This window comes from Xanthomonas hortorum pv. cynarae (assembly GCF_002939985.1).
In the GTDB taxonomy this organism is placed as follows: domain Bacteria; phylum Pseudomonadota; class Gammaproteobacteria; order Xanthomonadales; family Xanthomonadaceae; genus Xanthomonas; species Xanthomonas hortorum_D.
In genome coordinates this window covers 79,750-93,218 of the sequence record NZ_MDFM01000008.1, presented here as the reverse complement: position 1 = coordinate 93,218, position 13,469 = coordinate 79,750, and the positions used below count along the sequence as shown (strand labels likewise).

15 protein-coding genes are annotated in these 13,469 nt (G+C 65.2%); 5 read left to right on the top strand and 10 right to left on the bottom strand.

The window, feature by feature from the left end; genetic code table 11:
* Positions 1–212: 212 nt before the first annotated feature.
* Positions 213–809 carry an OmpO family porin gene (locus XcyCFBP4188_RS07595; RefSeq protein ID WP_006451122.1) on the top strand — a complete coding sequence of 199 codons (597 nt, stop codon included), beginning with the start codon at positions 213–215 and terminating at the stop codon, positions 807–809.
* 304 nt (positions 810–1,113) lie between these two features.
* On the opposite strand, the gene XcyCFBP4188_RS07590 is transcribed toward XcyCFBP4188_RS07595, so the two are convergent.
* The 6 genes from XcyCFBP4188_RS07590 to XcyCFBP4188_RS07565 form a co-directional block, all read right to left on the bottom strand.
* Complete coding sequence (locus XcyCFBP4188_RS07590) at positions 1,114–2,139, bottom strand: NAD(P)H-dependent glycerol-3-phosphate dehydrogenase (protein WP_006451123.1); 1,026 nt, start codon at positions 2,137–2,139, stop codon at positions 1,114–1,116.
* A gap of 15 nt (positions 2,140–2,154) precedes the next feature.
* Positions 2,155–2,670, bottom strand: a complete 516-nt coding sequence (secB, locus tag XcyCFBP4188_RS07585) for a protein-export chaperone SecB (RefSeq protein WP_006451124.1) — start codon at positions 2,668–2,670, stop codon at positions 2,155–2,157.
* A 111-nt stretch (positions 2,671–2,781) separates the two neighbouring features.
* Positions 2,782–3,219 (bottom strand): rhodanese-like domain-containing protein, encoded by a 438-nt coding sequence (locus XcyCFBP4188_RS07580; RefSeq protein WP_104591879.1) that lies wholly within the window; start codon positions 3,217–3,219, stop codon positions 2,782–2,784.
* A gap of 76 nt (positions 3,220–3,295) precedes the next feature.
* Positions 3,296–3,718: a hypothetical protein gene (locus XcyCFBP4188_RS07575; RefSeq protein ID WP_043909298.1), complete on the bottom strand. Its 423-nt coding sequence runs from the start codon at positions 3,716–3,718 to the stop codon at positions 3,296–3,298.
* 27 nt (positions 3,719–3,745) lie between these two features.
* On the bottom strand, positions 3,746–4,216 hold the full coding sequence (locus XcyCFBP4188_RS07570) for a YiiD C-terminal domain-containing protein (protein WP_043889635.1): 471 nt from the start codon (positions 4,214–4,216) through the stop codon (positions 3,746–3,748).
* A gap of 139 nt (positions 4,217–4,355) precedes the next feature.
* Positions 4,356–5,165 carry a glycosyltransferase family 25 protein gene (locus XcyCFBP4188_RS07565; RefSeq protein WP_104591878.1) on the bottom strand — a complete coding sequence of 270 codons (810 nt, stop codon included), beginning with the start codon at positions 5,163–5,165 and terminating at the stop codon, positions 4,356–4,358.
* Between the two features lie 220 nt (positions 5,166–5,385).
* Between XcyCFBP4188_RS07565 and XcyCFBP4188_RS07555 the strand changes: the two genes are divergently transcribed.
* The 3 genes from XcyCFBP4188_RS07555 (at position 5,386) to XcyCFBP4188_RS07545 (ending at position 8,505) form a co-directional block, all read left to right on the top strand.
* Positions 5,386–6,162 carry a uroporphyrinogen-III synthase gene (locus tag XcyCFBP4188_RS07555; RefSeq protein ID WP_006449199.1) on the top strand — a complete coding sequence of 259 codons (777 nt, stop codon included), beginning with the start codon at positions 5,386–5,388 and terminating at the stop codon, positions 6,160–6,162.
* 103 nt (positions 6,163–6,265) lie between these two features.
* Positions 6,266–7,243 carry a uroporphyrinogen-III C-methyltransferase gene (locus XcyCFBP4188_RS07550; RefSeq protein WP_043907573.1) on the top strand — a complete coding sequence of 326 codons (978 nt, stop codon included), beginning with the start codon at positions 6,266–6,268 and terminating at the stop codon, positions 7,241–7,243.
* Positions 7,240–8,505, top strand: coding sequence for a heme biosynthesis protein HemY (locus tag XcyCFBP4188_RS07545; protein ID WP_006449201.1), 1,266 nt, complete (start codon positions 7,240–7,242; stop codon positions 8,503–8,505). Before XcyCFBP4188_RS07550 ends, XcyCFBP4188_RS07545 begins: the two co-directional genes overlap by 4 nt.
* Before the next feature lie 189 nt (positions 8,506–8,694).
* Here the strand turns inward: XcyCFBP4188_RS07545 and XcyCFBP4188_RS07540 are convergent, their stop codons facing one another.
* Both XcyCFBP4188_RS07540 and XcyCFBP4188_RS07535 read right to left on the bottom strand, forming a co-directional pair.
* A complete protein-coding gene (locus tag XcyCFBP4188_RS07540) occupies positions 8,695–9,237 on the bottom strand; it encodes a hypothetical protein (protein ID WP_006449202.1) in 543 nt (180 codons plus the stop codon).
* Between the two features lie 113 nt (positions 9,238–9,350).
* On the bottom strand, positions 9,351–10,646 hold the full coding sequence (locus XcyCFBP4188_RS07535) for an acetyl-CoA C-acetyltransferase (RefSeq protein WP_043888825.1): 1,296 nt from the start codon (positions 10,644–10,646) through the stop codon (positions 9,351–9,353).
* Positions 10,647–10,734: 88 nt separating this feature from the next.
* Here XcyCFBP4188_RS07535 and XcyCFBP4188_RS07530 point away from each other — a divergent pair, with 88 nt between their 5' ends.
* Positions 10,735–11,619: a hypothetical protein gene (locus XcyCFBP4188_RS07530; RefSeq protein WP_043907576.1), complete on the top strand. Its 885-nt coding sequence runs from the start codon at positions 10,735–10,737 to the stop codon at positions 11,617–11,619.
* Between the two features lie 218 nt (positions 11,620–11,837).
* On the opposite strand, the gene XcyCFBP4188_RS07525 is transcribed toward XcyCFBP4188_RS07530, so the two are convergent.
* Positions 11,838–12,485 (bottom strand): superoxide dismutase family protein, encoded by a 648-nt coding sequence (locus XcyCFBP4188_RS07525; protein ID WP_006449205.1) that lies wholly within the window; start codon positions 12,483–12,485, stop codon positions 11,838–11,840.
* 49 nt (positions 12,486–12,534) lie between these two features.
* Positions 12,535–13,137: a superoxide dismutase family protein gene (locus tag XcyCFBP4188_RS07520; RefSeq protein ID WP_043907577.1), complete on the bottom strand. Its 603-nt coding sequence runs from the start codon at positions 13,135–13,137 to the stop codon at positions 12,535–12,537.
* Between the last annotated feature and the right edge of the window lie 332 nt (positions 13,138–13,469).

The window sequence follows — 13,469 nt, the reverse complement described above, 5'->3', positions numbered from 1 at the left end:
AGGTAACTCACACCCCATCACGCTTTGCGTGTGCGCTACACGCATTGCAGCTTGATGACAAAAACCGGAACTGAACCAGGCGCGATGATTCATGCACCAGTCAGTTCGAAATTCATGTCGCGTTCCATCGAATAACGGAGAATTTACATCTCGGCAGCGAACGGCATCCGCCTCAGCGCCGGCCCAAATCAATAAGTACAGGTATCTCGATCATGAAGACTTCTTTGCTGGCCCTCGGCCTTCTCGCAGCTCTGCCGTTTGCGGCCTCCGCTGCTGAAAACATCTCCTACAACTTCGTCGAAGGCGACTATGTGCGCACTCCGACCGAAGGTCGCGACGCCGATGGTTGGGGCGTGAAGGGCTCCTACGCCATCACCCCGAACATCCACGTGTTCGGCGATTACAGCAAGCAGAACGCTGACGACAACAACAATGTGTTCGAAAGCTCCAACACCGACTTCCAGCAATGGGGCGTGGGCGTGGGCTACAACTACGAAGTGGCCACCAGCACCGACCTGCTGGCGCGCGTTGCCTATCGCACGCTGGACCTGGACACCCCGAACATCAACTTCGATGGTTTCAGCGTCGAAGCTGGCCTGCGTAACTCGTTCGGCGAGCATTTCGAAGTCTACGCTCTGGCTGGCTACGAAGATTTCTCCAAGAAGCGTGGCATCGATCTGGACGACACCTTCTACGGCCGCCTTGGCGCCCAGGTGAAGTTGAACCAGAACTGGGGCATCAACGGCGACATCCGTATGGATGGCGACGGCAACAAGGAATGGTCGGTCGGCCCGCGTTTCAGCTGGTAAGCCGCACGTTTAACGCAACGCGACTCTCTCTCCCGCGTTGCATTGGAAGCCCGGTCCCACGACCGGGCTTCTTTCTTTTGCGCGATTGGATGATTGCAATGCAGCGCACTCGATCGCTAGATGCCGTGTGTAAGGGCTGTTGCGCTGGAACGTAGTGCGCAGCACGTTTACGTGGTTGCGACGCGACAAGCTTTCGCCTTGATGCACGCAACGACAAGTGCGCAACCACTAAAAAGCCCGGCATTGCCGGGCTTTTTAGTGTCTTCACTCCACCACGCGACGCGCGAGGCGCGTTACCAACCAATCAGGTAAACAACGCCTGCGGATACTCGGGCTTGCGCTCGCGCGCCAACAGTTCCTTCAATGCGGCTTCCGGTGTGATCTCGCCATGCAACACGGCACGCACCGCGTTGGAGATCGGCAATTCGATGCCGTGATGCTCTGCCTGGCGCATGACTTCATCGGCGGTTTGCAGCGACTCGACCACCTGGCCGATCTCGCGGATCGCATCGTTCAAGCTCTGCCCGCGCCCCAACGCCAATCCAAGCCGCCGGTTGCGCGACAGATCGCCGGTGCAGGTCAGCACCAGATCGCCCAATCCGGCCAGGCCCATCAAGGTCTCCGGACGCGCACCGATCACCGCCGCCAGGCGCAGCATCTCGTTCAAGCCACGCGTGATCAGACCGGCGCGTGCATTGAGACCGAGCTGCATGCCATCGGCCACACCGGTGGCCACGGCCAGCACGTTCTTCATCGCGCCACCGAGTTCGGCGCCCACCATGTCATCGCCGGTATAGGCGCGGAAGGTGGGGCCATGCATGGCGTCGGCCACCACTTGCGCGAACGCGGCATCGTCGCCGTGCACGGTGATGGCGGTCGGCAAGCCAAGCGTGACTTCCTTGGCGAAGGACGGCCCGGTCACCACGGCCAGCGCAACGCTGGGGCCGAGGATGGCGCGCGCCACTTCATGCAGGAACCGCCCGGAACCGGGCTCGAATCCCTTGGTCGCCCACGCAACGCCGGCACCGGCCGGACGCAACGGTGCAATCAACTGGATCGTTTCGGTGAACGCATGCGAGGGCACCACGACCAGGATCCAGCTTGCATCGGCAACGGCCAGCTGCAGGTCGGTGGTCGCGCGCAGGCTGTCGGGCAATGGAATGCCCGGCAGATACCGCACGTTTTCGTGATTGCGGTCGATGGCGTCCACCATCGCCGCATCGCGCCCCCAGAGCACGGTCGGGTGACCGTGTCTGGCGAGCAGCGCGGCCAGGGCCGTGCCCCAGGAGCCGGCGCCGAGGACGGCGATCTTGTGCTTCGAATCGCTCATCGGCGCACGCAACGCTTAGGCGTTGCCAGCCGGCTCGGAATCGGCCAGCGAGGTGCCTTCGCCCTGCGAGCGCTGGCGCAGGGTTTCTGCGTACAGGGCTTCGAAGTTGATCGGCTGCAGGTAGAACGGCGGGAAGCCGCCGGCCTGGATCAGGTCGCTGACCAGGGTGCGCACGTACGGGAACAGGATGTTCGGGCACTGGGTGCCGAGCAGCACGTCGATCGCCTGCGGCTCCAGACCGACCAGGCCGAACACGCCGGCCTGCTGCACTTCGGCCACGTAGGCGGTCTTGCCACCGGCGGTGCAGGTCAGGGTCACGGCCAGCACGACTTCGAAGGCGTTGTCGTTGAGGCGCTGCACCTTCTGATTGAGGTTCAGCTGCAGCTCGGGCTGGTTGGCGTCGTTGAAGACGGCCGGTGCGTTCGGCGATTCGAAAGAAACGTCCTTGACGTAAATCTTCTCGATGGTGAAAGCGGGGCCAGCAGCGGCGTCGGCCGGCGCAACGGCGCCGTTGATGATTTCGTCGGACATTCCTAACTCCAAAAAACGGTTCGGTGGATGCAGCGTTGAATGATGCAGGCGTGAAAGCGCGAGTCTCTCACGCAAGCAATGGGGACTTGCCTGCCGCCGTACAAGGTGAGATCAGGTGCGACCCTTGACCAGCGGCAGCTCGGCGATCTGCCAGGCAGCCACGCCGCCATCGAGCCAGTACACCTTCTCGAAGCCGGCCTTCTTGAGCGTCTTGGCCGCGCCTGCCGAGGCGTTGCCGTTACGGCAGACCACCACCACGGGGGAGGCCTTGGCGTTGGCAAGCAATTTGCCGGCCGGGTCGAACTTGGCCAGCGCCACATTGCGGCTGCCGGCGATATGACCTTTTTCGAAATCGGCGGTGGGCGACAGGTCGATCACCAGCGCGTTCTCGCTGTTGATCAAACGGGTCAGCTCGGCCGGCGCGAGTGCGCGATACCCACGGAACAGGCGCGCGACCTCGGTGACGATCAGGGCGATGGTCAGGCCCACCAGGGCCAGCGACAACATGGGGTTGCGGCCGACAAAGGCCTGCAGCTCTTCGAAATTCACGGGGTCAGGGTCGTTCAAGCGGGCGGGAATTGTCGCACAGCTGGCGCACGCGACGGCCAGGGCGCAGCAGTGCGGGCTACTGGCCCTGCCACAGATCGGGCAGGCCGCTGGCCAGCCACCAGCGTTTGCGCTCGGCGTCCCAGCGCCACAGCTCGATGCTGCGCACCAGCCGCTCGGCCTGGGTGTTGCGGTTGATCACGCGCAACTCGACCTCGCGGCGCAGGTCGCCGGCGGCATCTTCGCCCACCCGCACCTCGCGGTAGCCGGAGATCTGCACCTGTTCGTAGCGCGAGCGCTCCAGATCGCTGAGCGGATGCGCCAAGGCATACGTGGGTTCGACAAAGCCCTGCGCGGCGTCGAAGTCGCTCCAGCGCACCGCAGCCGTGTAGGCGGCCTGGGTGGTCTCCAGTGCGCGCGCCTGGGCACGGCTGCCGGCACACACCACATCGCTCACCATCGCCAGCCCGAGCAACAGCATTGCCCCCATCACTGCACGCATGCGCATCCCCCGAGTCCAGCCCGCATCCTACCGTTTTGGAAACGCCACGAAGCGCCCGCTCAGCGTCGCCGCCGCCGCGCCCGACCCCAGCGCAATCTGCGCACGCATGCCGATACGCGCCTTGCCGCGTTGGCGGAAGGTGGCCAAAAACGCGTCCCAACTGCCCATCTCGGATGGCTCGGCATTGGCGACCAGGTCTTCGTACACCGGCGCGACATAGCGCAGCTGGCTGTCGGCCACATACACATCGGCGCTGTGCCCGGCCAATTGCAGTTGCAGGGTCAGCCAGCCCCAACTGGCCAGCGTCATCAGCGAGGCCAGGCTGCCGCCGAACGCGTTGGCCTTGTCGTTGACATTGGCCTGCAGCGGCGCACGCAAGCGCAGCGCGCCGTCATGCAAGCCATCGACGGCGATGCCCATCGACAGCACCGGCGGCATGGCAATGAATTGCTGCTGCAGCGACTGCAGGGCGGATGCGAGCGTGCACGAAGGAGTCATCGGCGAAGGCTGAAAGACGGCGAAGGGCGGCATCATGCCGCAATGTGCTGCGAGCGTCTTGTGCACTGAAATACATGCGGTACCGCATGGTAAAATACGTTCAGCGCCGTCCCGTTGCAGGCCTTCTCTATCGCGCCGCTCAGGGCGCGAACACCACCTTGCGATAGCCCTGCGCCATACGCAACAACGCGGTCGCTTTCGCCTTCCAATGCGCACTGCGCTGCTTTTGCGCCTGCGTCAGCGGCGCATCGATGGTGCTGGTGAACACGATCTGCTCCGGGGCGTTGTGGAAGAACTTGTCCTGGATGCAGGCCGCCGGCGAGAGCTGATAGGTGGACAACTGCTGTGCGACCGGCGATTCGTTCCAGCCGAACAGAAAAATATCGGCCATGGTGTGCCAGCGCGCGTCGGCGGCCAGCAACAAGCGTGCCGCATCGCGGCTGATGATCAGCGCGCCGGCGCACACCGGCCAGCAGTGCTGATAGGTGGATGGACGCACCAGGCGCAGCTGACGCCCGCCGATGTCGGCGACCTTGCTATCGAGCTTGATGCGGTTGTAGGACGGTTCCAGCCGCACGATGCTGTTGCCCGCCGGTAGCCACTCGGTGCTGCACAACAGCGCCGGCAGCGCGTCGGACAGATGCATGTCGTCTTCGAAGATGGCGGTGTAGGCGTCATCGGAGTCCGCCGCGATGCGCCACGCGGCCTGATGGCTCAGAAAGCAGCCGATGTTGGAAGCGGTCCACTTGCGCGGGCCGGTGCTGAAGCCATCCCCGGAACCTTCCAGCGGGCGTTCGCGCACGAAATCGGCGATCTGCTCGGGCGTCAGCGTGGCGCCGTCGAAGGCGGGAATGCGCTCGAACGGCATGCCCAGCGCCTGGAACCGCGCCGACATGGCCTGCAAACGGTCGCTACTGCGCTGCATGTTGATGAGGTAGGACTTGATCACGGTACTACTCCGGCGTGGCTGTCGAGGCGGATCGTGGCCGGATCCACAAGATTTACAAGAGGTTACGAAATGAGACGCACATCTCATTCATGAGCGCCGGCAATGTCGCCTGCAAACGCTGCTGCGATTGACGGCATTCCGGTCCGATGAGATCGCCACCGGCGACATCGGCGCGGTGCCATCTTGCCCTGACGCCGCAACGTTCTCGCATAATCGTGAGATGACCCGGCCCACCTCCTCGACCGACGCCTGGACCCTGATCTCGCTGCGACCCAGCGGTGAGCACGCGCCACTGCGGCGGGCCGCCGCCCGGCATGGCGGACGGCTGCTCGCGCTGTCGCCGTGGCGGCTGCAGACCAACGACACCCCACAGGCACGGGCTGCACTAGAGCAAGCGCTGCAGGCACCGATCGCGGTATTCACCAGCCCGGCAGCGGTGCACGCCGCGCAGCGTCTTTCACCGCTGCGGCGGCCAGCGCAGGCGCAATGGGTAAGCGTAGGAGAAGGCACCGCGCGCGCATTGCAGGCCTATGGGATCGATGCAGTGGTGCGCCCTGCGCGCATGGATAGCGAAGGACTGCTGGCTCTGCCGCTGTTCGAGCCGCCATTGCAGACAGTCGCACTGATCACTGCGCCAGGCGGGCGCGGCATGCTGGCACCGGCATTGGAGCAGCGTGGCGCCCATGTCCTGCGCGCCGATGTCTATCAACGCGTCGCGCTGCGATTGCGCGCATCGGCGGTGCACGCCCTGGCCAGTGCACTGCCACGCAGCGTGCTGGCATTGAGCAGCGCCGAAGCGCTATCGCTGGTGTTAGAGCAACTGCCCGCAGCGTTGGTCGATGCCTGGCAACTCCATCCGGTGGTGGCCTCCAGCGAGCGCATGCGCGCATCCGCACATGCCGCCGGCTTCACCCATGTGGTGCGCGCCGCAGGTCCATTGCCCGAGCAATTGGCAGCCGCCGCTGCAGCGATCGTGACACCATCGCGACCTTGCTGAACTCCGAATCCATCCAGCGCTTGCGGGCGTCTGCTGCGGCACGCCATGCTGTAGCAGATGACTGCGGCGCATGCGCCAGTCGTGACCGCCCGAGGATCTCCCAATGACTGAAATGCCCGCTTCCACGCGACGCTTCCCCGTGGCCTGGCTGCTGCTTGCGGTTGCCGTGGCGGCAGTGGGCGTGGCGCTGTTTCTGGGCTGGCGCGCGTGGCAGACCTATCAAAGCGGGCAGCTGCAGGCGGCCCAGGCGCAGCAGCAACGCTGGGATGGCACCCAGCAGATGCTGGAAACCTTGCGCCGCGATCAGCGCCTGGCCAACGAGCGCCTGCAGGATGCCGCAGCGACCAATCGTGTGTTACGCGATGAAATGCTCGGGCTGAGCCAGCGCAGCGCGTTGCTCGAAGAAACCGTACAGAAACTGGCCGATCCCAATCGACATGGCGCGCAGGCGCTGCGTCTGGATGAAGTGGAACTGCTGCTGCGGCTCGGCCAGCAACGCCTGAGTATTGCCGGCGACGCCGACGGCGCACGCCGTGCCTATGCGCTGGCCAATGCCGCACTCAACGGCGTGGACGATCCGGGCTACCTCAATCTGCGCCAGGCGCTGGTGCAGGAACGCGACGCACTGGACCGCCTCGGCGCTGGCCCGCAAGCGCAAGCCGGTCAATTGCTGGACACACTCGCCGCCGATCTGCAGCGCCTGCCGGAACACACCGCGCAAGAGAACGAAGCCGCGCAGCCGTGGTGGCAGAAAGTGCTTGCGCCGCTGGTGGACATTCGCCCCAGCCGTGGCGATGCACTGCTCGTCGGCGGCGACCGCAACGCCGCGCGCGATGCCTTGCAGATCGAAGTCAGCCTGGCCCGCGCTGCCGCCGAGCGCGGCGATGCCGCCGGCTTCGTCCAATCGCTGCGGCGCGTGGACACCTGGACCACCCGGCTGTGGCCGGATTCCCCACAACGTCGCCAGGCCCGCACGCGCCTGCGCACCTTGCAACAAGCGCCACTGCGTCCGCGCCTGCCGGAACTGGGCACCACCCTGCTGCAACTGCAGGCCATGCGTGAAGGGAGATCCACCCAATGAAAGTGTTGCGTACCGTCTTGATCCTGTTGGTTGCCGTGGCGCTGGGCGTGCTCGGTGCGCAATGGTTGTCGCATCAAAACAGTTACGACCTGGGCAATGTGGTGGTCAGCGTCGGCGGCAACGACTACCGCGCGGCGATGCCGCAGGCGCTGCTGATCCTGGTCATCGCGCTGCTGGTGCTGTGGCTGGTGTGGACGCTGATCAGCCTGCCGTTCCGGGTCTGGGGCAAGTACCGCCGCAAGAAGGGCCGCGCCCGCCTGATCGAAGGCCTGCGCGCGGCCGATCACGGTCAGTGGCAGCGTGCCGAGCGCCTGCTGGTCACTGCCAGCGAGGACGACGACGTCAGCGGTATCGCACTGGCAACTGCAGTCCGTGTGGCCGATGCGCGCGGCGATGACGCCTCGGCCACTGCGCTGGCCCAGCAACTGGCCGAGCGCGACCCCACCGCACATGCGCTGCTGCAAGGCGAACGGCATCTGGCGCGGCAACGCCCGGTCGAGGCGATCAATGCGCTCGATAGTGCCAACGCGCAACCGCTGCCGGCACGCGGGCTGTTGCTGCGCACGCAGGCCCTGGCGCAGATCGGCCGTGCCGACGAAGCCTACGGTCAACTCGGCGCATTGCGTCAGCAGGCGGTGCTGGCACCCGATGCCTACAACGCGCTGGAGGCGACGCTGGCCGAACAGACGCTGTTGCAGGCCGGCGATGCCAATGCCCTGGCCGAACGCTGGGAAGCGCTGCCCAAGCCGCTGCGCACCTATCCGGCAGTGGTCGGCGCCTATGCACAGCGCGCGGCGATTCTGCATTGGGACGATGCGGCCGTACACAGCCTGGAACAGGCGCTGGATACGCAATGGGACGAATCGCTGGTGCGTCTGTACGGTGTGCTGCCGCTGGAAAAATACGACTCGCGCCGTGCCAGTGCGCAACGTTGGCTCACCCAGTATCCGGATAGCCCGGGCCTGTTGTTGACGATGGCGCGCCTGGCGCGTCATCAACAACAGTGGTCGCAGGCCGAAGAATTCCTGCATCGCGCGGTGGCCAATGGCGCCGGTAGCGAGGCCTGGGAAGAACTCGGGCATGGCTTTGCCGCAGCCGGCGATCTGCTGTCGGCGCAGCACTGCTATGCCAATGCCCTGCGCGCTGCACGCGGCGAACCGGTGCATGAGGGTTTGCCGCAGCAATCGCTGCGTGGACCGATCGTCTCGGCGTACGCAACACCGCCGGCCGATCCGCTCGCGCCGGATGATCGGGTGCTGTAATCGATCACGTCTGATCGATGCTGCGGCATGTGGATTAACTGAAAAGCCCCGGCATGTCCGGGGCTTTTTTGTTTTGTGGATCTGAGCGGGAGTGCTGCCACCAAAATTCACCGGCCTGCGATGACATCTGCAGCGACGGCGACGCAAGAACGCTACAAAAATATCTGCAGATAGGTGCCGCACCGCAGATCATCGATTGCGGGATGCCCAACGCGGCGCTGGCAGCTCGCGCAAGAACGCATCGCAGGCACCCAGGAAACGCGCCTGCTCATGGTCAACCGATTGCGGCGATAACACCCGCGAGCCAAGTCTGCCGATCAACAGCATAAGCGCCATCACAGCAGCGCCGGTCAGCCAGCCGATCGCGCCGTCCAGCGCAAGACCGCCTAGCAGCAACGGCAAGACCGATGCCCTCGTGATGACGACATAGCGTACGCGGCGCCGCTCGTGCTGGGCGCACAAGCTCAGCACATGCGCGCTGCGCTTGCGCAACACGATGGCCAGGATCAGATACGGCAATATGCCCATCAACAGCGCCAGATAGATCACCGGGTGATGCCAATGAAAGATATAGCGACGCGGCAAGTCGTCGACCGGCGCATTGCACTTGACGCAACGCGGCGGCAGATCGGCGCCCGGCGTGCACACCAGCACATCGCCTTCGCGCCAGACCTCGCCTTGCGCTGGTGTCAGGTAAAGGGTGGGTGGTTCACGAACATCATCGTTCGACATCCATGCGTCCTTGCAGGTTGGGGATTGGGGATTGGGGATGTCGGGATTCGCAAAAAGAACGTCGCCTTAGCGAATCCCCAATCCCGAATGCCTAATCCCGCTGCGCAGCAGCATCAGCGCTCGACAATGGCGACCACGCCCATGCCGCCGGCCGTACAGATCGAAATCAACGCACGGCCGCCGCCACGTTCTTCCAGCTGCTTGGCAGCAGTTGCCACTACGCGCGCGCCGGTGGCGGCAAACGGGTGGCCAGTGGCCAGCGACGAACCCAGCGGGTTGATCTTGTCCGGGTCGATGCGGCCCAGCGGCGCATCCAACCCCAGGCGATTGCGGCAGTAATCCTCGCTTTCCCAGGCGCGCAGCGTGCACAACACTTGGGCGGCGAACGCCTCGTGGATCTCGTAGATGTCGAAGTCCTGCAGGGTCAGGCCCTGGCGCGCCAGCATCTGCGGCACCGCAATGGTCGGCGCCATCAGCAGGCCTTCGCCATGCACGAAATCCACCGCCGCCACCTGTGCATCGCGCAGATAGGCCATCGGGGTGTGGCCGTGCGCCAGCGCCCAGGCTTCGCTGGACAACAGCACCGCGGCAGCACCATCGGTGAGCGGGGTGGAATTGGCTGCGGTCAGCGTGCCGCGACCGGAAGTCTTGTCGAAGGCCGGGCGCAGCGTGGCGAGTTTTTCCAGCGAGGTGTCGGCACGCAAAATATTGTCGCGCGAGACACCGCGGAACGGGGCGATCAACGAATCGAAGAAGCCGCGCTCATACGCTGCCGCCAGCTTGTGATGCGAGGCCACCGCCCACGCGTCCTGCGAATCGCGCGCGATGTTCCATTCCTTGGCCATGTCCTCGCAGTGGTCGCCCATGCTCTTGCCGGTGCGCGGCTCGGCCACGCCGGGGAACTCGGGCTTGAGCTCGCCAAACTTGAAGCCACGCAGCAGCGCCTTGAGCTTGTCGCCGGTGGCTTTGGCCCGGTTGGCGGCCAGCAGCCGCGCGCGCAGCTTCTTGCCGTAGACGATCGGCACTTCGGACGTCGTGTCCGAACCGCCGCCGATGCCCGAATCGATCTGGCCCAGCGCAATCTTGTTGGCGATGGTGATCACAGAATCCAGGCTGGTGCCGCAGGCGCGCTGCAGGGTGATGCCCGGCGTCAGCGGCGACAGGCCGGACGACAGCGCCGCCTCTCGGGCCAGATTCCAGTCCGAGGAGTGCTTGATCACCGCCCCCATCGCCACTTCGCCCAGTTGCTGCCCATGCAGCCCGAAGCGCTCGACCAGCGCGCCCAGCGTGCGTACCGACATGCCCAGGTTGCCCACATCCGCGTACGCGGTGTTCTGACGACAGAACGGGATACGAACGCCGCCCAAGATGGCGACGGGACGGGCTGCTGGCATCGGTTGACCTGGCATGGAGGACTCGGGGACATGGCCTGCACAGGGCCGGCAGGCATAATGGCCGCAGTGTAGCTTCGACCCCGTGATGGGCCAACCGCGAATCATGAGCAAGACCGAACACGGCGTGACCGCCATGGGTGTGATGGCGCTGGAATTGACGGGCGGCAGCGCCCCCGAGCGCGGCGCCTTGGCGCCCGAGCAGGCCGGCATGCTGGCCGAACGTATCGGCCGCGACCTGGCGCAGTGGATCCCGGAGATCCGCGCGCTGGAGCTGAGCGTGGCGATGGCGCATTTCGACCCCGCCGAAGTGCTGCGGCCGGGCTGGCCGCTGCATCGCCGCCTGGAAGAGCTGCAAGCGCGCGCACCCGGACGCGATCAGGGCCCGCGCGTGCTGGCCTTCGGTGCCGATGCGCAGGGTGAGATTCCGTTGCCGTTCCAGGCCGATGTACAACTCACCGGCGGCGGCCTGCGCGTGCTGCCGTTCCTGCTGTCCGGCGATCCGGAAATCGTCGCCACCGTGGCCGATGCGATGGAAGAAGTGCTGCTGGCCCAGGGCATGGCGCAGGCCGACACCGCCTTGCTGGCGCAGGAAAGCTTCGGCGCACGCATCGAACACGCGCGCTATCTCACCGCGAACGATCTGGCGGCGATGATTTCGATGCAGTACGACAATCAAGGGTTGGCGCCGCTATGGCCGCTGATCGAAGCCGCCCTGCTCGCCCCGCAGACCGAAGAGTGGCTGCAACAGCCGCCCGAACCGGTGCTGCGTTATGTCGACGGCGAAGTGCGCATCGCGCTGTTCGACCCGGCCGGCTGGTGCGATTACTACACCCACGATCGCGAAAACTGCGAGCGTCTGCGCGGGGTGTACGAGCAATACCTCTCACGCCAGCGGCAGATGGCCGCCGTGCTGGAAGCGCATGGGCTGCCAGTGCTGTATGTGCATGTGGAGCCGGGGCAGGATCCGCGTCAGGCGTTGGCTGCGTAAGCAACGCACCGGTTACTTTGGACGTTGAACTGTTGGCGCGTACTGGAAAACCGGCGTCTTCGGTGACAAACATGGCACGCGCCTACGCGGCTTACATCCATGTGCTGAACTGGTCCGTGCACTGAAACCAGCACCAATGCTTGGCAGGTGTGTACCAAACAAATAACGCCGCAGTGATCGATCACTGCGGCGTCTGTTTGTCTGCCCGTTTCTTTGACTTACTTGGTCGCAGCCGGCGCGTTGTCGGTGGTGATCACACCGCAGGCCAGACGGCCGCCGGCGTTGCCGGTGGGTTGGGTTTTGTAGTCGTCCGCGTCGGCATGCACGATCACGGCGTGGCCGGCGATATCGAACTGGTCGGCCTTGCCGAGATTGACGTTGCTCGAGACCGGGCCATCGATGCTGGCATTGCCCTGCGCGTCGGCGGTGATGTTGGGCATGTCGCCACCGTGATGCGGGTCGGCACTGACGGTGCCGTGATCGGATTGGGCCGGGTTGAAATGCCCGCCGGCACTGCTGCCGTCCGGTGCGCTGCAATCGCCCTTTTCGTGGATGTGGAAGCCGTGCTCGCTGTTGGGCTTGAGGCCGCTCAGCTGGCCGGTGACGCGCAGCGCGCCGTCGACGGTCTTGAAGCTCACCGTGCCCTTCACCTCATTGCCCTTGGTCGGCTTGAGCTCGGCGGTTGCGGTGGTAGTGGCCGCCGCTTCGGTGACCATGGAAGCGGCATGCTCGCCACCATGCGCCGCTTCGGCTGGCGTGCCGGCCTGCGGTGCGGGTGCGGGATCGGCCGGTGCCGGTTCGTCGCGCTTGCACGCGGTCAGCACCAGCGCGGTGGCCAGGAACAACGTCGCGGGAAGAATGCGCATGAAAAAACTCCTGTAGAGAGGCCGCAGTTGCGGCCATGGATGCCCCAACTCAGGGCTGCGAAGGGGGTGTGCGCCATTGGGTGACGCGAATGACGCCGCAGGCCAGACGTGCGCCGGCATTGCCACTAAGCTGGCTGCGATAGTCGTCTGGATCGGCATGCACGATCAGCGCCTTGCCGATCACATCGGTGGGCGCGGCATCGCCCAGGGTGATGCCGGCAATGATCATGTCCAGGTGCGCAACGCCTTCGGCATCGGCGCGCAGATTGTCCATATCGCCCGCGTGGTGGGGATTGCTACCGGCACGCCCGTGCGGTGCGCCGGTCGGATTGAAATGCGCACCCGCGCTGCTGGCATCGGCGGCGCTGCAATCGCCGCGCTCATGCACATGGAAGCCGGCAACACCGCCCGGGCGCAGGCCACCGACGGTGCCGGTGATGCGGATTCCCTGTAACGCAGGTACCAGCACCACCCGACCGCTGACCAGACTGCCCGAGGCCGAGGCCAGCGCCGCTTCGGCCTGTTGCACCGGACGGGTGGGCACGACACGCGCCACTGGCGGTGGCGGTGCCTTCGGCGGGGGTGGCGTGCTGCTGCAGGCGGCCAGCGCCAGAGCGGTGAGGGCGACGATCGTGGACGACCGGTAACGCATCGAGCTGTTCTCCTGATCAGGCTGGAAACCTATGCGGGCACATGTTCACGTGTCATGAAATGCGCTTGCCGGCTGATCGGGAGTTTACGGGGTTGGTGTGGAGTGTCTGGTGTTTTGAGGTGCGGGTCGACGGATGCGCGGTAGCACCGATGTGCGATTGCGATAAGCCTGGATCGCGCGTTGTTTCCTTCTCCCGCCGGGAGAAGGTGGCGCGTAGCGCCGGATGAGGGTACGGGCGAAGCGCTAGTGACGTTTGGGTGCGTGAGGCTTCGCCCCGCACCCTCACCCCTCTCCCGGCGGGAGAGGGGCTCAACTCCGCATACGGTCTGATG

Bases quoted from the DNA above. Each gene is read 5' to 3' on its own strand.
- XcyCFBP4188_RS07595 (WP_006451122.1), top strand. From the start codon at position 213: ATGAAGACTTCTTTGCTGGCCCTCGGCCTTCTCGCAGCTCTGCCGTTT.
- XcyCFBP4188_RS07530 (WP_043907576.1), top strand. From the start codon at position 10,735: ATGAGCAAGACCGAACACGGCGTGACCGCCATGGGTGTGATGGCGCTG.
- XcyCFBP4188_RS07535 (WP_043888825.1), bottom strand. From the start codon at position 10,646: ATGCCAGGTCAACCGATGCCAGCAGCCCGTCCCGTCGCCATCTTGGGC.
- XcyCFBP4188_RS07555 (WP_006449199.1), top strand. From the start codon at position 5,386: ATGACCCGGCCCACCTCCTCGACCGACGCCTGGACCCTGATCTCGCTG.
- XcyCFBP4188_RS07540 (WP_006449202.1), bottom strand. From the start codon at position 9,237: ATGTCGAACGATGATGTTCGTGAACCACCCACCCTTTACCTGACACCA.
- XcyCFBP4188_RS07570 (WP_043889635.1), bottom strand. From the start codon at position 4,216: ATGACTCCTTCGTGCACGCTCGCATCCGCCCTGCAGTCGCTGCAGCAG.
- XcyCFBP4188_RS07575 (WP_043909298.1), bottom strand. From the start codon at position 3,718: ATGCGTGCAGTGATGGGGGCAATGCTGTTGCTCGGGCTGGCGATGGTG.
- XcyCFBP4188_RS07525 (WP_006449205.1), bottom strand. From the start codon at position 12,485: ATGCGCATTCTTCCCGCGACGTTGTTCCTGGCCACCGCGCTGGTGCTG.
- XcyCFBP4188_RS07550 (WP_043907573.1), top strand. From the start codon at position 6,266: ATGACTGAAATGCCCGCTTCCACGCGACGCTTCCCCGTGGCCTGGCTG.
- XcyCFBP4188_RS07590 (WP_006451123.1), bottom strand. From the start codon at position 2,139: ATGAGCGATTCGAAGCACAAGATCGCCGTCCTCGGCGCCGGCTCCTGG.
- secB (WP_006451124.1), bottom strand. From the start codon at position 2,670: ATGTCCGACGAAATCATCAACGGCGCCGTTGCGCCGGCCGACGCCGCT.
- XcyCFBP4188_RS07520 (WP_043907577.1), bottom strand. From the start codon at position 13,137: ATGCGTTACCGGTCGTCCACGATCGTCGCCCTCACCGCTCTGGCGCTG.
- XcyCFBP4188_RS07545 (WP_006449201.1), top strand. From the start codon at position 7,240: ATGAAAGTGTTGCGTACCGTCTTGATCCTGTTGGTTGCCGTGGCGCTG.